Origin of the sequence: Acinetobacter sp. YH01024 (genome assembly GCF_013420195.1) — a bacterium.
GTDB classification, from domain to species: domain Bacteria; phylum Pseudomonadota; class Gammaproteobacteria; order Pseudomonadales; family Moraxellaceae; genus Acinetobacter; species Acinetobacter amyesii.
Map to the genome: position 1 here is coordinate 1 of NZ_VOYQ01000038.1, position 18,347 is coordinate 18,347.

Below are 18,347 nucleotides of genomic sequence, written 5' to 3' on the forward strand. Positions count from 1 at the left end.
TGTCCAACATGGTGCACTTTAGCAAGTTGTTCAAAATCCTGTCGCACAACAGGTTTAATTAGCTCATGAAATACGGTATTCTGATGTGACAAAACCTGAATCCTGGTCGTTAAAGTGTTTGTTTGCACTCATATTTTAACTGTTAGGACTCAGGTTTTTTTATTTAAAGCAAACTATGGGACAGCAGTGAGCTGTAAGCTCCCTTTTTTACTAATTTTTTTCAATTTTTAGATGTCAATCTAGGCTTCAATAAATTAAGCACCTAAACGCATTAATTTCTCTTGAATCGCATCGCTTACAAAAGCATTAAGAGAATTATCACTTGATGCTAAAACAGCTTTACGGTGTAACTCAGGACTAATACGGACATTAAATGTACCTTTGAATGGCTGATCGGGTTTTTTACCTAATTCAGCACAAGACTCTAAATATCCATCGACAGATTCCTGAAAAGCTTGTTCAAGAGTTTTTAATGTTTCTGCTTCATAAGTGATGAGATCACGGATAAATGCAAGCTTTCCAAATAACTCACCTGTTTCAAGATCAGGTTCAATTGTACCTAGATAACCTTTGTATTTTAAATAGCTCATAAAAATCCCTCCTGCTTGAGTGCCTGTTTTACAGATTTCAAAGCCCCACCTTTGATTTCATTTTCAGGGTGTGGCCTGTGCAGTAAAATCATGTGTTCAGTTTTCGTATTAAAAAAACGGACACGAGAGCCTGCCATTTCAAATTTTTCATAGCCGAGCTGATTCAGTAAAACGACTAAATCTTTATACGGAAATGTATTTTTTGAATTTCCAAATTTTTCCAGTAACTTTTCCGTTTTACCCATACTTCAGCCCTACTGCTATTGCAACTAAGTATAGTTACTTTTAAATAATAATTGCAACTATATTTAGTTGCAATTTCGTATAACAGCCCTTATGTTAAATCAGGTTTAAAACTTAATATCATGTGAATTAAAGTAGGTCGGATCAAACTCTATCTCTCCTATTTCATCTTCGATAATTTGCATGTAATCGTCATATCTTGGATGTTTGGGGTCTTGTAATGCATCTAAAATATCAAGATATCCAAAAATTCCTCCAATATCTTCAAATGGAGCATGATTTTGACCATCTATACAACATGGATATTTTTTATTTAAATCAGGAGATTGTCTGCTTTCTACAGTAATCAAATGTTCCCAACAATCGCCAAAATCATATGTATATATAATTTTTTTACCTACACGTAGAACTTCTTTCAATTTTTGTCTTTTATTGATCTTTTCATGCTTAATAGTCGTGAATTCATGTAAATGGCTATCTTCCCAATCAAAAGCGGATTGAATTGCCTTATGGAGCCTAGATAAAGTAGCTGCCGATGAAATTTGAATAGTTCTCCAGATTTCAGGATCACTACCTAGCAGACTAATTTTTAATTGAAAAACTTCATCAGAAGATTTGAGCTTTACAGTTCCCATAACAGCCTAGTTCTCAAAAAATAGTTTTAGTAAATCTAAAATTAACATAATACACGTTATACGAAATTCTTTAAATTTTCTATAAGCATCAATAGTTTAACTAAAGCCGTTTCAGTAAATAGCGCACTGAGACGGCTTTTTATTGATTCTTCACGTTTAACGCCTACTTTTTAAGCAATATTTCACGTTTTTTGTTAGTTAGATGCAACAATCATCATTTAAAGACGTAAAAAAGGCAGCTTCAGCTGCCTTTTGAAATCCCGAAAAATTAAATGCCGTATTTAACACGGTACGCTTCCATTTTCGCTAAAGCTTCAGTTTCACCTTTAGCCTCTAAGAAAGTCATCAAATCTTTCATGGTAATTAAGGCATGAACTGGGATTTCGAGTTCTTTTTGTACTTCTTGAATCGCAGACAAATCGCCCTGACCTTTTTCTTGACGGTCTAGCGCCACCAATACGCCCGCAATTTGTGCACCGGCATTTTTCAGAATAGTCACTACTTCACGAATCGCAGTACCTGCAGTGATCACATCATCAATGATCCAGACTTTTTTGCCTTCTACTGATGCACCCACAAGCACACCGCCTTCACCATGGTCTTTCGCTTCTTTACGGTTAAAGCCCCAAGGTACACTCACACCATGGTTTTGTGACAGTGCGACAGCCGTTGCTGCTACAAATGGAATACCTTTATAAGCTGGGCCAAAGACCACTTCCACATTATCGCATTCTGTTAATTTAGCTGCATAGCCAGAAGCCAATAACGACAATGCTTCACCGTCATTCAAAAGACCCGCATTAAAAAAATAAGGACTCACACGACCCGATTTTAAAGTAAACTCACCAAATTTAAGCACACCACGTGATAATGCGAGTTCGATAAAAGCTTGTGGATTAAATGCCGCTTGCGCTGTCATGAGGTGCTCCATTTTTTTAAGTTTGAGGTTAAACCTGAGCATGATACCAAAGAGTAGCTATCCAAGTGATCAAAAAATTTTACGTGTCGTTTCAATTAATGTGAATGGTCTGCGTTCCGCTGAAAAAAAAGGTATTTTTGACTGGATGGCAACTTCAGATGCCGATGTCATCTGCATGCAAGAAAGCCGCATTACCCATGAACAATGGACCGATAAATTTAAACCCGAAGGTTGGTTTACACACCTTTTCCCTGCAGAACGCCCAGGCTATGCCGGTACTGCGATTTATAGCCGCCTACCTTTTGTTTCAGTGACAGATGGTTTAGGTTTTGAATTGGCAGACACTCAAGGCCGCTTTATTTCTGCTGAGTTCGATTTAGGACTTGGACAAACTGCACATATTTGCTCGCTCTACCTGCCTTCTGGTTCATCGGGTGAAGAAGCTCAGGCGCGCAAAGACCTATTTTTAGGCGAATATCAACAAATTTTGAAGCAATGGCGTGCTGAAAATAAGTCAGTGATTGTTTGCGGTGACTACAACATCGTGCATAAACGTATTGATATTAAAAATTGGTCTGGGAACCAAAAGGCTTCAGGCTGCTTACCACATGAACGTGCATGGCTCGATCATATTTATGATGAGCTTGGCTATGTCGACACCTTCCGTGAGGTACGTAAAGAAGCCGAGCTTTACTCTTGGTGGTCTAACCGAGGACAAGCGCGTGCCAAAAATGTGGGTTGGCGTATCGACTACCATGCATGTTCACCAGACTGGAAAGAACGTACAGTCAATGCTTGGATATTTAAAGATGAATGGTTTAGCGACCACGCCCCTGTCATTATTGATTATAAAATTTAAGCTTCCAACAATTAATTGAGTGAACGATTGTTTACTCAATTAGAGCTTATTTCTCACATTACATGACGAATTTGTGGATTTATCTCATAACTTGAACATAGCATTATGGTCGCACGGCAAAGGGACATGTCAGGATGACATAAAAGGATTGGACGCCGAAGGAAGTATAAAAACAAACTAAATGATTTAGCTTGTTTTCAAGGATGTGACAATGGACGTTGGATTGAGACCCGCATGATCAGGATGATTAAATGCGGGTTTTCTCTTATCTAGTCCCCACATCTATAGACTCAAACATCCCCCAAATAAAACAGCTAAAAATTCGATCTGCACAGCATTTTCTTATTCTCGCTTTCTTTCTACTTTTGACTGTGCAACCTTAAGCTGAATTTTCTTGTTATCGCAGCGCTTTCTTTTCTGATTCGTTTTGTTCTGTAGGCTATTTTAAAACACCAAAATGTCGTTTTGATGACAATACCCAATATTTATTACATGCGACTTTTACAGCAAAACATTTATTTCTCAATCCACATCCAGATCGAGCTTTGAGCATTGATGAATTAGCCTGTAGGATAATGCTGAATTGTATTTTTATCTTATTGTTTGAATAATTGAGGACATCTGTTCATGCTTAAAATTTATGGCATCAAAAACTGTAATACCATGAAAAAAGCTTTCGACTTGCTCAACGAATTAGGCCTAAGTTACGAATTTCATGACTATAAAAAAGAAGCGATTGATGCTAAAACCGTAAAAAAATGGCTCGATGCCAAAGGCGCTGATGTGATTCTCAACAAAAAAGGCACCACATGGAAAAAACTCAGTGAAGAAGAGCAACAGACAGCCTTAGCCAGTGAAGAAAATTTGATTCAGTGTTTAACAGCGCATAGCAGCATGATTAAACGTCCTGTACTCGATACAGGTAGCGATTTATTGGTTGGCTTTGATGAAAGCGCTTACCGTGCATTGAAATAAATTTTTTTATCACACTCATGCACGGCTCTAGTTCAATTGTGGCTGAAAATAGGCTATAAAAAAGCCTGACATTGTCAGGCTTTTTTTGTTTGAATCATGTCAAATTAGTTGGCACGAATCCATGTTTGATTACGACCTAAAGCAGCAACGCCAATAAAGCCGCGAAGCTCTAGTTTTTTGCCACCATCAGCCAATTGACCTTTTAACTTGTAAGTTTTACCTGATTGAGGATCCAAAATTGAACCGTCTTCATAGCTTGTACCACCTACATTTTTAAGACCTGTCACAATACGTAAGCCTTTTAATGATTTGTTGTGATATGGGCCTTCACATTTTTTACAAGCGTTCTCTTCACCTGGTGTCAAAACTGACTGAATGCTCGCAGAAAGCGTACCATTTTTTTGCTCAGTGAATTTTACAATCGCTTTTGGCTGCTTGGTTTTATCATCAATGGTTTTCCAAGTTGTACCATTTAGCGGATCTGCAGCATTTGCAAATGCGGCTAAACTCATCAATCCTAATGCTAGTGCAATTTTTTTCATTTTTGTTTATTTCCCTGGTCTGATATAGACGACATTAGTATCCAAAAGTCACAACAATTTATCAATTTTTGTATGTGACCGTTTAGTGTAACCTTGTAATTTGTGTTGGTAAATATGCTCACACGATTCCAAAAATAGAAAAAGATGGAAAGACAATGAAGATATCGCCACTGACGAAACAACTGATTACAGAAAGCATTTTAAAAACCACAATTCGTGGGCCGAGCCAATTCAATTTACCGCCCAATACTTTAAGGTTTGCTTTGGAACAAATGTGTCGTGCATTTCCCCAAAACCCCGATGTACAAATTCGTCCTATTCGCTTAGCCGGCTTAAAAGCCGAAGAAATCAAACCTCAACAGGCATCGACCCAACTCATTTTTCATATTCATGGGGGCGCATTTTTCTTGGGTTCGATGAACACGCATCGGGCGTTTCTGACTCAAGTTGCGGCACGCACGCAAATGCAAGTGTTACATTTGGATTATCCTTTATCCCCTGAAGCACAGTTCCCTGAAGCACTCGATGCCCTTTTTGATGTGTATGCGGTGTTATTAGATCAAGGGGTTCAAGCCAAAGATATTATTTTGTCAGGCGACTCTTGTGGTGCAAACTTGGCGCTTGCCTTAACCCTTAAAATTCAACAGGACCAACTTCCACAAGTCAGTGGTTTGGTGTTGATGTCACCGTTTTTAGACCTGACGCTGAGCAGTGAGTCTTTGCGTTATAACCGTAAGCATGATGCGCTGTTAAGCATAGAAGCCCTCGAAACAGGCATTGATTATTATGTACCCCGCTCGGTCGATCGAGCTGATCCATTGGTCTCGCCTTTTTTTGCCGAACTCAAAGGACTGCCTCCGATTCATATTCAAGTGGGTTCTAAAGAAATTTTATTGGATGATGCGCAGCGCTTTAAAGTCAAAGCAGAAAATGCCGGCCTAGATGTCGAATTTAAGCTGTACACTGGCATGTGGCATAACTTCCAAATGTTTAGCCCATGGTTTGAAGAAGGACAGCGTGCGCTGAGTGATTTAGCTGATTTTGCACACCGACTGGATCAGGACTAATCCCTGAAAACTGATCAAAGCCACCATAAAAAAAGGTCAGCAGATGCTGACCTAAGAGGGAAATGTCAATCTGTTAAATGGCTTGAATTTGAGCCTGAGCTGTCGCCATTGCTTGTGCTTTCATGTCAGGTCCCATATTGACACCTTCGGCACGAATCACATCAATATCGCTGACACCTGTGAAATTAAATACGGCTTTTAATAAACCTTCTTGATAATCTACAGGGCTGTTATCGCCATACACACCGCCACGACTGCTGGCAATATAGACTTTTTTGTCACCTGCCAAGCCCACTGGACCTTGTTCTGTATATTTAAAGGTACGACCTGCAACACTGATACGGTCAATCCATGCTTTCAAAGTTGATGGCAAACCGAAGTTATACATAGCAGCACCAACCACAACCACATCGGCATCTAAATACTGTTGCAACAACTGCTCGCCTAAAGCCGATTGTTCTGCATTTTGACCCATCAAAATTTCACTGCTGAGATGTGGAATCTGCTGTACAGCTAAATCGAGATGTTGAACCTGTGCCGCATCACCATGTTTTTGCTGTAGCTGTTGTACAATTTCAGCGCTGAGTTGACGTGAAACTGAAGCGTCGCCCATGATGCTTGAATCAATATGCAGAATTTTCATGACTAAAACCTAAAGCTGTTGTTATTAACTTGAGCCTAGTGTAATCACTTTTCATAAATAGAATAATCCCGATCCTTATGACACTATGTTTTATTTTTAGAACAATCATTTTGAACTCGTAAAAAATTTAAAATTACTGAGCGGTTCTTGACCGTTATCAAGTGTAAATTTTCATGCTAATGTAAGCCTATAAAATGATATCTATATAAACTTTAAGAAAAAAAAACTGATAACTCGAACAGGGCAATGACACAGGATGACGGTGAAATCAAGCATACGTGACATGATCCTCCGCAATAGAATCGCCCAGTATTTACTGGAAGATGAAGTGGTGATGAATTGGAGTATCCTGAAAAAGTGTATGCTCATGCTGATGCTTGGCTCAGCCATTCATCTGCTTTGGATCATTTGGAAATTTTATGTTTATGTCACGCCAGAACTTTGGCAGTGGGTTAACCTTGAGCTCATCCACTCTCAATTGTGGACCAACATCGTCTTTTTTTGCTTAATGGTCCTGCTGATTTGGCCTTGCTATGCTGGAAAAGATAATCCCAAGATTCAGCTAATTTTACCTTATCTTTCGGTCGGCTTATTCGTCATTTCTTTATGTCGTGATGGTTATTTAATTGGCGTCATGAGTCCAGCCACTATGATCTCCTACGTGAGCCTTGTGACCGTTGGATTGGTACTATTTACACGAAAAATCGTCTATAGCATGCTGATTCCAGCCACGATTTTTTTATCCATTTGTATGTATTTAAGCATCCGCGGCATTATCCCCTATGCCCCGATTTTTCAACCTCATGCCTATGGCTATCAAAATAGTTTTTGGCTCTTCTCAATGATCTTTTTCATTGTTCCTATTTTATTAACCTGTTTGGCTTTATTTGAAATCTTACTCAGCCAATGGCGTCACCGAGAGCATCTGATTCAAAAACTTAGTCAAGTCGACCCACTGACCAATTTATTTAATCGACGCAGTATCAATCAGTGTTTGGAACAGCTCGATAGTGCTAAAACAGATACATATGCACTGGTCTTATTGGACTTAGACCATTTCAAACGCATCAATGATGAATATGGACACGATAAAGGCGATGAAACCTTGATTCTTGTCAGCCAAGTATTAAACCAACATTTACGCGGTAGTGATGTGGTTGGGCGTTTTGGCGGGGAAGAGTTTATTTTGGTGCTAAAAAATTCTAACTTAGAACAAGCGATATTCATTGCAGAGCGCTGTCGAAAAGCCATTGAGCAGCTTGAAATTTGGGGACATGATGGTCAGTCAATTCATGTGACAGCCAGTTTTGGTATTGCGATTTCTACGCCAGAATTGGTACCGCAACAATTGCTGACCCATGCAGATCAAGCGCTATACGCAGCTAAAGCTGGCGGCCGCAACATGGTGATGGCCTACACCGAACAACAAAGCTTTAGCCATTTGGTTTAAAACTTTTATACAGATCAGACGTGGCGTTGAGCTTTTAACGTGGATACTGTTCCATACGACGGACTGGCTGTTCCAGTTGAGCAGCCGTGATCCATGCCACCACAGAAGGATGCTGCAAAATCTTTTGCATATAACGCTGTGTGTTGTCACTCACAGGTAACTGAAAGGTCTGTAAACGTGTTACCACGGGTGCAAAAAACGCATCGGCAATACTAAATTCACCGAATAAAAAGCCATCCACCGCAGCACGACTCGACCAAATCTGCTCGATTCGCGCTACTTCAGCACGTAATTCAGCATGTTCAGACCATAATCTCTGACCATGCCGACCATAATCCGCCTGCAGATTCATACTGCATAAGCTACGCAATTGCATAAAACTACTGTGCATTTCCGCGCAAATACTCCGTGCCCATGCACGTTGTGTGGGATCTTTGGGCCACAGTGTAAGCTCTTGAAACTGCTCTGCCAAATATTCACAAATCGCCAATGAGTCCCAAATCATCACACCGTCATGTTGCAGTAGGGGCACCTTGCCATTGGCATGTAGGGCTAACATTTGCTGCTTGAACGCTGCGCCATCTGCTTCTTCAGAAAAAGGAATCAAGATCTCTTGAAAGGGTAAATTAAACGCGTGTAACACCAACCACGGTCGCATAGACCACGTCGAATAGTTTTTATTGGCAATATATAATTGCATCATTTTTATTCTCCACGCGATTTAAATTTTTCCAATTGCGCTAACAATTCTTTCTCGCTAAATGCGCCCGTCAAGCGCAGTCCACGTATCTCTTGATGCGCTGTATCTAAAAATAAATAGGTCGGTGGCCCTAAAATATCCCATTGATTGAGCAGTACTTGATGGGTTGCATCATACTGACTCAAATCCAACTTAATTAAGTAATACGGTGCCAAAGCCTGTTGCACTACTGTCGATTTTAAAACTTTATGTTCAATCGGCTGGCAGGCCACACACCAATCGGCATAGACATCAATAATTGCGGATTGACCTTGAGGAATTTCACTTAATAAACGTTGAAACTCTTCCGCTGTATGTGCCACATGCCAAGCACTTTGTTGTTGATTTTCTTCGACTAAAAAACGTTGGCTATGTTGATATTGACTGTACACAATATAAGGTACGGCGGCACAGAACACCAAGATATACAGCCATTTGAGCTGAGTACTGCGCCATAAAATGCGCCAAAGCACATAAGCGCTAAACACCAGACCCAGAGCAAGGGATAACCACTGTAACCAAGCTTCACTGATCAATGGTCGAATAAAATACAAAGCCAATGCCAACATGATGAAAGCAAAGAGCACCTTGATTTGATTCATCCACAAACCCGCTTTAGGCAATACCCGTGAGCCAAGGACACTGGCCAACAATAGCGGGGTCCCCATGCCAAAGCCGAGGGTGAATAACAATAACGCACCTTGCCACTGACTTTGGGTTTGGGAAATAAATAATAATGCGCCTGCCAACGGTGCTGTCATACAAGGACCGACCAGTAATGCTGAAATCATCCCCATGACCCCAGCGCCAACGAGACTACCGCCCTTTTGCATCGACTGAGCTTGGTCTAAGCGATTGACCCAACTGCGTGGCAATTTCAGTTCAAATAAACCAAATAAATTCAGGGCAAAAACCACAAAGAGTACGCTAAAGGCAATTAAGGTCGAGGGTTGTTGCAACCAACGCTGGAAATTCAAACCTGCAGACGACGCCACCAAGCCGAGAATGGCATACACCATCGCCATACTGGTGACAAAAGTCAGTGCAATCATCCATGCTTTTAAACCTCGGCTGTCGCGGACAATCAGTGAGGTTAAAATCGGCAGCATTGGCAATGAACAAGGGGTAAAGGCCAACAAAAAACCCAAGCCAAAAAACAGCAAAAGTCCATAAAATATAGAGCTTTGCGCTAATTTTTCAGACCACATTTGGTCGCTTGCGGTATAGCGTTCAGAAGCCAATGCAGCATTCTCTGCCCGCTGCTGATCTAAACGATTCGCCGTAGGCTGTTCAGCATTATTTTCTGCTGCAAAGTCGAGTAAACGTTTGCTTGGAGTGGCTAGATTTTGCTGTGTGACCAAACCAGAAGCATCCGTTTCAAAGCTGATGCTCTGTGGTGGATAACACACCCGATCCTTGGCACAGCCTTGCCAACTGACTTGATAAGTCTGCAGTTTTTGAGTTGGAATTTTAAAACTCAACTGTTGGTAATACACCTGCGTATGACCATAGTTATCGTCTTTTAAATCCTCAGCAGCAGGCAAATCCAAAGCCAAAACTTGATTGCCCTGCTTCACCTCTATTTTGTGCTGATACAGATAATAATGCGCTGGAATATCCCAACTCAGCTCCGCCTGATCTGCACGATCGGAGACGACCGAGAAAGGAAAAGCATCTTCAGCTGAAAGTAATGCATCCTGAGCAGAGACGCCCATACTGAACGACAGCACAGCCGCTGCCGCAACATAAGTCCATTGTTTCATTCAGCTGAATTCATCCTCAGTCTGTATTTATACGTTTTAAAATTTAGGGTTCTTTTAGAACAGGTAAGATACGCCCAAACCGGACTGATAATTTTTATGACCGCCGGTGAGTTCTAGACCGACGCTCGCATCCAACTGCATACGATCCGAAACGGCATACGTCAGACCTGAAGCCAAAGACACTTCCTGATCGGTACTCTCTGCTTTGCGATAAACCAGCTCAGAAAAGCCCGATAAATTACCCGCAATGTGATATTCCATTCCCGGAATTGCACTCACAGCCCAATCACCATCTTGAACCTCATAACGCATGGTCATTGAAGTCCCAATTGTATCGCTATAATCATAAGCCACGGCTGAAGTCAGACTATAAATGTCATCTTCAGCACTAAAGCCTTCATTACCTGTCGCAATAATAGCTTCAGCAAGAATAGCCATCGACAATTTCTCATCATTCAAATCAATAGCTTTTTTCAGGCCAATGCTGACATCACCCAAACCATCATCTTCAACTGAGCGACCCGCAACTTTGGTTTTAGACCATGCAGGACCTTGCCAACCCAATTGCAATTCCAAATCTTTTGCCAAACCAGTACGGAATAACATGTCTGCATTTAAAGTGGTGTTTTTTACTTTTTCACCATTTTCATCACGACTTTCACTATAGCTCGCTGCTGGCAAACTTTGTTCCCATGCCAAACGACCTACAGGGGTAATGCCTGTGCCCATACCCGCGCCCGGACGGTCAAATGAAAAATCCGCCGCAAATGCAGACAGGCTCAAACTGGATAATGTTGCAATGCTTAAAACTTTAAATACAGTCATGTTTTTACTCACAATTATGCTAATTCTTTGGTCATTTTTGCGCCATGGCTACGCAAAAGCTCCAAGGTTTGTTTTTCTTCTTCCAATGCTTCCGACCAATTTACCGCGTCAAAATCACAGTCAAAAAATAATTCACTAATCGACGACAAAATGGTTAAACCATCGCTATCAATCATATTTGGATTCACTTTTTCATCCAATAAACGCTGTACCGCAGGGACACATGCTGCACTCGCGGCATCCCATAATGGACCATAAATTTCTTCAGCATCCCATAAATGCACATTGGCTTTGGCTTGAATCAGCGCTTCCAAGATTTGCATATGTACGTCTAAATGTTGTGTTTTCTGTTCTGCTGTTAAGGGTTGGCCTGCTTCATACGCTTCGCAAACCATTTCCCACCATTTAAACAAACCATCAGACCATACAGAAACCGCAGGTCCTTTTTCAAAGTCGATAAAATTTGGATTAAGACCATCTGCCAACAGGCGTTGCACCTGTGCAAGATCTTGTTCTTCTAACGCTTGCACAAAAAGCTGTTGTTGCGCTGTTAACATCTGGAAAGCTCACTTCAATTTATTTTGATCTATTATGCCGAATAAAGCTGCGTTTGTTTGAATTTCATGTAAAACAAAATACAAAACACACAAAAAAAGCCCCGCAGGGCTTTTTTTAAATTTTGAGACTTATTCGTCGTCTACGCTGTCATCCGCTTCAGCAAAAGCAGGTTGCGTACTGCGTGGGTTCTCTTTCTTTTCGAACACATGTTCAAGACTACGTTTAAGTCGATCAATTGCACCGTGAATAGCTGTATCTACATTATGACCACGATGGTTGACCACGACAGGTTTCAAACCTGCTGGACGTGCTTCAATCATACATTTGATGTCGTCGCTGCCGCCCTTGTCCCCATTTTCATCACTTAAATGCACCGAAAAGTGGGTAATGCGTTCACTATGGCGCTGAAATTCTTCATTAAGTTCTGCACGAACGTATGTAATTAGTCGATCACTGTTTATAATGTTTTTATCTGTACGGATTTCAATGTTCATAATATCATCCTCATATCTATCTGTATTAGCTATAAAAATTTGTGCAAAACTTATTATCTTGGCACGTTACATTTGCTGTAAATGTTACAGCAATGACCATCTTCAACTTTGTATGGAACGTCGTCCTCCACATTGAATGATGAACACTTTAGAGTCTGCAGATCCGTGTCCTTATACTTCGAATATCGGTCTTAAGTTAGAATTTTGCAAGTGCTATTTTGATATTTTTTTAATATCCATACAAAAAGTAAGACTTTATTGTAGATTTGCATTGTTTTAATTGATTTGGGTCATATTTTTGTGCATTTCCTCGACGCCCACCTTCTATTTGCACAATTCCATTCAAACTCAAAATCTCGCTTTTACCGTCATCGATCATTCACAGCGTATTTCCCCTTCAAATTACAAAACAATTTTGCCGTTGAGTAAAATTTGGCTTTATTTTTGCTTAATAATCTGTATGCTTTCAGTGCTTCTCGGGGGAGATATTTTTTAATGAAACTTACACAAATCGTTGCATCATGTGCATTAGCATCTGCTGCTGCTTTCACTCAAGCTTCACCTATCGTATGGCAAGATTTCAGCTTAACTGGCCTATATGGTGAAAATTATGTTGTGCCTTTTGATGGTGACAACAATGAACAGAAAACGATCACAGCTGAATATGCCGCTAAACTGAAATATTCAGATGTATTCTTCTTCGTTGACCAAGCTTGGGACAAAGATGATGAAGCATCGACTTACCTTGAGCTTGCACCGCGCCTTAGCTTAGGCGAAGTTTCTGGTAAAGACCTTTCTATGGGGCCGATCAAAGACGTTCTGATTGCAACGACTTGGGAACATAATGCCGGCTACGACAAAAATTCTGAGTTTAATAACTTCTTGTATGGTATTGGCTTTGCTTTAGACATTCCATATACACAGTATGCAAACATCAACTTCTATAAAGCCGATAATGATTCTAAATCAGCCGGTACTAAAGATGATTATCAAATGACGATCACTTATGCTGTGCCATTTAAAATTGGCTCTGAAGATTTTCTAGTAGATGCTTTCCTTGACTGGTCAACAGCTGAAAAAGGGGCGCAAGCTAGTGAATTAAACTGGACAAGCCAATATAAATGGAATATAGGTAAGCATATCTCTCCTAAGACTAAGCTCTACGTAGGTGTTGAACACTCGGTTTGGAACAACAAATATGGCCTGAAAGGTCAGGACCAAAACGATGTCAGCGCTTTGGTGAAATACCACTTCTAAGTTCGACTCAGAACGCGATGAAGAAAAAAGCAAGGTTCATCACCTTGCTTTTTTTATGCCTAAGTTTTTAAATTGACTTTATTTTTATCAGAAATTTGCGCATGTCTTTTCTCATTCGACCTGCAACTCCACAAGACTTAGCGGCCATTCTCGCAATCTATAATCATGAAGTTCTCAACGGCTTTGCGACATGGAATGATCAAGCTTACACTCTTGACTCTTTTCAACAGAAATTGCTGGATTTCCAAAAGCAAAATTTTCCTTTTGTGGTGATTGAAGATCAGGATCAACAGCAAATCGCCGGTTATGCTGACTATGGTTCTTTCCGTCATTTTGCTGGCTATCGACATACTGTTGAGCATTCTGTCTATATTGACCCAAACTATGCTCGACTAGGTCTCGGTCAGCAATTATTAGAGCACCTAATTCAGCATGCCAAAAGCCAAAATATGCATGTCATGATTGCAGGCATTGATCACGGCAATAGCGCCTCGATTGCCCTGCACAAAAAATTAGGCTTTAAGCAAACAGGTTATATGCCTGAAGTGGGACAAAAGTTTGGTGAATGGCGTGATCTGGTCCTGATGCAACTTCAGTTATAACCCGTGTTGAGCTGTGTTTATGGTAATTTATCCAAACGAATACCATCTTGAATTACACTCAGCACCGATAAGTTATGACGCACCGCATCACGATAAAGGTCTTGTAACTGTAAAAAAAGCAGTTTTAATTCGGCCAATTTGAGCTCTTGCTCAGGTGCGTTTTCAGCAATCGTGACCAAATAACGTTTTTTGATTTCATCCACGCTTAACTGTTGTAATGCCTGATGGATTTCTGCAACGCGAACTACAGTATTGTAATGCACTGCAAGGCTCAGTCCCGGTCGTCGCTCTGACAATGGATGTTCTGCCTGAATGGCATAATTCAGTGCCGCAGCTGAATCCCTGTTCACGCTTAATAATGGATTCAACTCTTGCCATGCCTCCCCTAAAAAAAAGGAGTGTTGTACAAAGGGTGAATCCAAGACATCTTGAGGGGTTTCTGCTTCTAAAATCAGTGTTTCCAAATCATTCGGTGGGATCAAATATAATATCGCGTCCATATTCTTATCTTCTTGTTATGTATTTAGTTAAGATTAACTTTTATTGAGCAATAATTATACAATTTTTTGTATATCAGCTGACTTATTCAATTCATGTATAGCCCAATCTATTCCGACTGAAATCATAAGTAACTCACTATTACTATGCTTACCGCCAATTCAATTAGACCACCTGCTATCAAAAAACAAATGCATGTCTAAAGTTTAAAAGCGAATTATTTCAAAGTATGAATTTTATGCGCTAAAATTTAAAATTATCAAAATTAATCAGGGGGATAAATGGCAAAATTCTTAAATACCAGTGGCACTAACTTCTTTCTTGAAGAGTTAATCAAAAATGCCAAAGAGCGTTTGATTTTAATCAGCCCCTATTTACGTTTAAATGACCGTATTAAGGAGCTTCTTGAAGATAAAGACCGTATGAAAATTGATATTCGTATTGTCTACGGTAAGAGTGACTTACATCCAGATGAAATAAAATGGATGCAAAAACTGGATTATGTCCGCGTGAGCTTTTGTAAAAATTTGCATGCAAAGTGCTATTTAAATGAAGGTGAATGCATTATTTCAAGTTTAAATCTTTATGAATTTAGCCAAGTAAATAACAATGAAATGGGGATTTTAGTTCGTAAATACGAAGATGATGAAGTCTTTAAAGATGCCTATGAAGAAGCCCAACGTATTATTCGCATCAGTGATGAAGTACGCATTACTTTAGATGAGGTGAAAGCAGAAAAACCTACTATTGAAAAAAATGAAGAAGAATCACTTTTACAATCTAAATTAACCAGTTCAAAACTCGCCGCAAAGCACAAATTAAAAACCCCTGAATTATTAGAACTATTGGTGAGTAAAGGGTTACTTGAAGAAAAAGCAGAAGGTAAGCATACGCTTACAGATTCAGGTAAATTCATTGGAGGAGAATTCAAGCCCAATCAATATGGTGGCTATTTTCTTTGGCCTGAAAACATTGAACTTTAATCCACATAAAAATTTCCTCCCTTTAAGCATTACAGCCGTGAGTAAAATACCTACCCCCTCTCTTGCCCCAAAATATGGAGCAAAAGAGGGTATTAAACAACCTAAATCGCCACCAGTTCCCGAATGCCTTTTTCGGGCATTTCACTACCGACACCTTGTGCAATCACTTGCCCCCGCGCCATCACGGTATATTCATCTGCCAGTTCTTCTGCAAAATCATAAAACTGTTCAACCAAAACAATCGCCATTTCTCCGCCATCAGCTAACTGACGAATCACACGACCAATGTCTTTAATAATCGAGGGCTGAATGCCTTCAGTCGGTTCATCTAAAATCAATACCCGTGGTTCGGAAGCGAGCGCACGGGCAATCGCCAATTGTTGCTGCTGACCACCAGATAAATCTCCACCTCGACGATGTTTCATTTCATCCAATACGGGGAAAATCTCATAGAGATGTTCTGGCACTTTTCGGGTTTTAGCGCCTTTAAATTTTGCCATCCCAATCAAAATATTTTCTTCAACGGTCAAGGTTGAAAAAATGTCCCGTCCTTGCGGTACATAAGCCAAGCCTTCACGTACACGTTGCTCTGGACTCAGTTTAGAAATGTCTTTGCCATCCAGTAAGATCTGCCCAGACTTGATCGGTAAAATGCCCATTAAACATTTTAAGAGGGTGGTTTTACCCACACCATTTCGCCCGAGCACCACTGAACATGCCCCCACGGGAGCGGCAAATGTCACATCTCTTAAAATATGACTGCCACCATAAAACTGATTGACGTCTTTGACTTCTAACATGGTCTGCTCCTTAACGTCCGAGATATTTTTCAATGACATCTTCATTGGCTTGGACTTCGGCCAATGTACCCTCTGCCAAAATCGCACCTTGCGCCAACACGGTGACTTTTTCACTGATGGTGTCAATAAAGCTCATGTCATGTTCAACCACGATAAGGGTATGGTTCTTTTTCAACTCTAAACATAGCTCTGCGGTACGCTCTGTTTCAGCATCGGTCATTCCTGCTACAGGTTCATCTAGCAGAATCAACTTTGGACGCTGCATCAGTAGCATGCCTATTTCTAACCACTGCTTTTGACCATGTGACAACAGCCCTGCCGGTTTATGGATTAATTCTTCTAAGCGGATTTGTGCTAAAGATTCGTCCAAGGCATTTTGCGCATCTGGATCGAGTTTGCTGAAGAAACTCTTTTTCACCCGTTTATCTTTAGGTGCAGCCAATAACAGGTTTTCCATCACAGTAAAATTTTCAAATACAGTAGGCTTTTGAAACTTACGACCGATCCCAGCTTCTGCAATTTGCTCTGTACTCATTTTTGCCAAATCATAGGTTTGCCCAAAAAAAGCCGAACCTTCTGTCGGACGAGTTTTCCCTGTAATCACATCCATCAGCGTGGTTTTGCCTGCACCATTGGGACCAATGATGCAGCGCAGCTCACCTTCTTTGATATATAACGACAAATCATTTAATGCACGGAAAGAATCAAACCAAACGCTGACTTTTTCCAAATACAGGGCAATCCCGTGACTGAAGTCCGCACCCTGCTCCTTCGGTCGTCCATAACCTTCAACAGCATGACCGCCATGCGGTTGAACCCATTGATCATTCATTCGCTGCGCTCCTTTTTAAACCGCTCTAATAGCCCAATCAAACCTTTTGGCAGGAATATCGTTACCACAATAAACAGCGCACCTAAAATCAATAACCATGCCTCTGGATAAGCCACCGTAAAATAGGTCTTCACCCCATTGATTAAACCTGCACCCAAAATTGGGCCAATCAGCGTACCGCGTCCCCCTGCAGCCACCCACACCGCCATTTCAATCGAATTGACAGGGTTCATTTCACTCGGGTTAATAATACCGACTTGAGGGACATACAGAGCGCCTGCAATCCCTGCGATCACAGCGGACAAGACCCATGCAGAGAGCTTGTACCATAAGGTGCGATAACCTAAATATTGCAAACGGTTTTCACTGTCACGAATTGCACCAAGTACGCGACCATAGGGTTTATTCATCAGGTGACGTAAACCGACAAAACAGATAAGCAAAGTCAGTGCCGTGAGGAAACACAAGGTTGCACGCATTGGTGCAGAGGTAATATCCATACCTAAGATGGTTTTAAAACCGGTAAAGCCGTTGTTACCGCCAAAGCCTGTTTCATTGCGGAAAAACAGTAGCGCCGCAGCAAAGGTCATGGCTTGGGTAATAATTGAAAAATACACGCCTTTAATTTTTGAGCGGAAGGCAAAGAAGCCAAAAATGAAGGCAATCAATCCCGGAACTAAAACCACCAAAGCCAATGCCCACACGATATGTTCAGTACCCATCCAGTACCACGGTAGCTCAGTCCAACTCAAAAAGCGCATAAAGTCGGGTAAGCCATCGCCTGCCGCTTCACGCATGAGATACATGCCAAAGGCATAGCCGCCCAAGGCAAAGTACAAACCATGCCCCAAGCTTAAAATGCCGGCATAGCCCCAAACCAAATCTAAGGCCAATGCCACCAAGGCGAGACACATAATCTTGCCAATGAGCGTGACCCAATACGCTGATAAATGCAGTTCTGAATCGGCTGGCAATACATGTAGCCAAGGCAAAATCAGCAAAATGGCAAAGCACACGGCAATCGCCATACCACTATAGGGTTTATCTGATAATAACGAAGTGATTTTCATGCG

At 40.9% G+C, this 18,347-nt stretch carries 22 protein-coding genes; 7 read left to right on the top strand and 15 right to left on the bottom strand.

The features are described 5' to 3' along the window. Positions 1 to 254: 254 nt before the first annotated feature. From FTT88_RS13395 to pyrE, 4 genes are all read right to left on the bottom strand, one after another. Positions 255 to 590 carry a type II toxin-antitoxin system HicB family antitoxin gene (locus tag FTT88_RS13395; protein WP_035270373.1) on the bottom strand — a complete coding sequence of 112 codons (336 nt, stop codon included), beginning with the start codon at positions 588 to 590 and terminating at the stop codon, positions 255 to 257. Beyond that, complete coding sequence (locus FTT88_RS13400) at positions 587 to 835, bottom strand: type II toxin-antitoxin system HicA family toxin (RefSeq protein ID WP_044425274.1); 249 nt, start codon at positions 833 to 835, stop codon at positions 587 to 589. Before FTT88_RS13400 ends, FTT88_RS13395 begins: the two co-directional genes overlap by 4 nt. A 105-nt stretch (positions 836 to 940) precedes the next feature. After that, positions 941 to 1,468, bottom strand: a complete 528-nt coding sequence (locus tag FTT88_RS13405; protein WP_000537572.1) for a plasmid pRiA4b ORF-3 family protein — start codon at positions 1,466 to 1,468, stop codon at positions 941 to 943. A 268-nt stretch (positions 1,469 to 1,736) separates the two neighbouring features. Then, the gene (gene pyrE, locus FTT88_RS13410; RefSeq protein ID WP_078190583.1) at positions 1,737 to 2,387 is read right to left on the bottom strand and encodes an orotate phosphoribosyltransferase; all 651 of its coding nucleotides are present in this window, start codon (positions 2,385 to 2,387) and stop codon (positions 1,737 to 1,739) included. Positions 2,388 to 2,427: 40 nt separating this feature from the next. Between pyrE and FTT88_RS13415 the strand changes: the two genes are divergently transcribed. Together FTT88_RS13415 and FTT88_RS13420 are read left to right on the top strand one after the other, a co-directional pair. Then, positions 2,428 to 3,246 carry an exodeoxyribonuclease III gene (locus tag FTT88_RS13415; protein ID WP_078193225.1) on the top strand — a complete coding sequence of 273 codons (819 nt, stop codon included), beginning with the start codon at positions 2,428 to 2,430 and terminating at the stop codon, positions 3,244 to 3,246. Between the two features lie 627 nt (positions 3,247 to 3,873). Continuing rightward, positions 3,874 to 4,221 (top strand): Spx/MgsR family RNA polymerase-binding regulatory protein, encoded by a 348-nt coding sequence (locus FTT88_RS13420; RefSeq protein WP_180008661.1) that lies wholly within the window; start codon positions 3,874 to 3,876, stop codon positions 4,219 to 4,221. 104 nt (positions 4,222 to 4,325) lie between these two features. Here the strand turns inward: FTT88_RS13420 and FTT88_RS13425 are convergent, their stop codons facing one another. After that, complete coding sequence (locus tag FTT88_RS13425; protein ID WP_078193227.1) at positions 4,326 to 4,763, bottom strand: DUF2147 domain-containing protein; 438 nt, start codon at positions 4,761 to 4,763, stop codon at positions 4,326 to 4,328. A gap of 155 nt (positions 4,764 to 4,918) precedes the next feature. Between FTT88_RS13425 and FTT88_RS13430 the strand changes: the two genes are divergently transcribed. Beyond that, entirely contained in the window at positions 4,919 to 5,830 is a 912-nt protein-coding gene (locus FTT88_RS13430) for an alpha/beta hydrolase (protein ID WP_180174000.1), read from the top strand. A gap of 73 nt (positions 5,831 to 5,903) precedes the next feature. Here the strand turns inward: FTT88_RS13430 and FTT88_RS13435 are convergent, their stop codons facing one another. Continuing rightward, positions 5,904 to 6,473: an FMN-dependent NADH-azoreductase gene (locus tag FTT88_RS13435; RefSeq protein WP_078190588.1), complete on the bottom strand. Its 570-nt coding sequence runs from the start codon at positions 6,471 to 6,473 to the stop codon at positions 5,904 to 5,906. Positions 6,474 to 6,756: 283 nt separating this feature from the next. On the opposite strand from FTT88_RS13435, the gene FTT88_RS13440 reads away from it, so the two are divergent. After that, positions 6,757 to 7,923: a GGDEF domain-containing protein gene (locus FTT88_RS13440; RefSeq protein ID WP_257222616.1), complete on the top strand. Its 1,167-nt coding sequence runs from the start codon at positions 6,757 to 6,759 to the stop codon at positions 7,921 to 7,923. 34 nt (positions 7,924 to 7,957) lie between these two features. Here the strand turns inward: FTT88_RS13440 and FTT88_RS13445 are convergent, their stop codons facing one another. From FTT88_RS13445 to FTT88_RS13465, 5 genes are all read right to left on the bottom strand, one after another. Beyond that, the gene (locus FTT88_RS13445; RefSeq protein WP_180174001.1) at positions 7,958 to 8,626 is read right to left on the bottom strand and encodes a glutathione S-transferase family protein; all 669 of its coding nucleotides are present in this window, start codon (positions 8,624 to 8,626) and stop codon (positions 7,958 to 7,960) included. Between the two features lie 2 nt (positions 8,627 to 8,628). Continuing rightward, positions 8,629 to 10,425 (bottom strand): protein-disulfide reductase DsbD, encoded by a 1,797-nt coding sequence (dsbD, locus tag FTT88_RS13450; protein WP_180174002.1) that lies wholly within the window; start codon positions 10,423 to 10,425, stop codon positions 8,629 to 8,631. Positions 10,426 to 10,479: 54 nt separating this feature from the next. After that, complete coding sequence (locus tag FTT88_RS13455; RefSeq protein ID WP_168379690.1) at positions 10,480 to 11,250, bottom strand: transporter; 771 nt, start codon at positions 11,248 to 11,250, stop codon at positions 10,480 to 10,482. 14 nt (positions 11,251 to 11,264) lie between these two features. Further along, the gene (locus tag FTT88_RS13460) at positions 11,265 to 11,807 is read right to left on the bottom strand and encodes an ankyrin repeat domain-containing protein (RefSeq protein ID WP_078190592.1); all 543 of its coding nucleotides are present in this window, start codon (positions 11,805 to 11,807) and stop codon (positions 11,265 to 11,267) included. A 129-nt stretch (positions 11,808 to 11,936) separates the two neighbouring features. Next, positions 11,937 to 12,302, bottom strand: coding sequence for an HPF/RaiA family ribosome-associated protein (locus FTT88_RS13465; RefSeq protein WP_078190593.1), 366 nt, complete (start codon positions 12,300 to 12,302; stop codon positions 11,937 to 11,939). A 495-nt stretch (positions 12,303 to 12,797) separates the two neighbouring features. On the opposite strand from FTT88_RS13465, the gene FTT88_RS13470 reads away from it, so the two are divergent. Continuing rightward, complete coding sequence (locus FTT88_RS13470) at positions 12,798 to 13,559, top strand: outer membrane protein OmpK (protein ID WP_168379688.1); 762 nt, start codon at positions 12,798 to 12,800, stop codon at positions 13,557 to 13,559. Positions 13,560 to 13,660: 101 nt separating this feature from the next. After that, entirely contained in the window at positions 13,661 to 14,161 is a 501-nt protein-coding gene (locus FTT88_RS13475) for a GNAT family N-acetyltransferase (protein WP_180163078.1), read from the top strand. Positions 14,162 to 14,178: 17 nt separating this feature from the next. Here FTT88_RS13475 and FTT88_RS13480 read toward each other — a convergent pair whose 3' ends face one another. Next, complete coding sequence (locus FTT88_RS13480; RefSeq protein WP_180084449.1) at positions 14,179 to 14,661, bottom strand: DUF1877 family protein; 483 nt, start codon at positions 14,659 to 14,661, stop codon at positions 14,179 to 14,181. 279 nt (positions 14,662 to 14,940) lie between these two features. On the opposite strand from FTT88_RS13480, the gene FTT88_RS13485 reads away from it, so the two are divergent. Then, positions 14,941 to 15,642, top strand: a complete 702-nt coding sequence (locus tag FTT88_RS13485) for a phospholipase D family protein (RefSeq protein ID WP_180066482.1) — start codon at positions 14,941 to 14,943, stop codon at positions 15,640 to 15,642. Positions 15,643 to 15,743: 101 nt separating this feature from the next. Here the strand turns inward: FTT88_RS13485 and urtE are convergent, their stop codons facing one another. From urtE to urtC, 3 genes are read right to left on the bottom strand one after another with little or no spacing between them, the layout of a single operon-like run. After that, on the bottom strand, positions 15,744 to 16,442 hold the full coding sequence (urtE, locus tag FTT88_RS13490) for an urea ABC transporter ATP-binding subunit UrtE (RefSeq protein WP_068532840.1): 699 nt from the start codon (positions 16,440 to 16,442) through the stop codon (positions 15,744 to 15,746). Between the two features lie 10 nt (positions 16,443 to 16,452). Beyond that, positions 16,453 to 17,274: an urea ABC transporter ATP-binding protein UrtD gene (gene urtD / locus FTT88_RS13495; protein WP_180174003.1), complete on the bottom strand. Its 822-nt coding sequence runs from the start codon at positions 17,272 to 17,274 to the stop codon at positions 16,453 to 16,455. Beyond that, on the bottom strand, positions 17,271 to 18,344 hold the full coding sequence (gene urtC / locus FTT88_RS13500) for an urea ABC transporter permease subunit UrtC (protein ID WP_180174004.1): 1,074 nt from the start codon (positions 18,342 to 18,344) through the stop codon (positions 17,271 to 17,273). Before urtC ends, urtD begins: the two co-directional genes overlap by 4 nt. Positions 18,345 to 18,347: the final 3 nt, after the last annotated feature.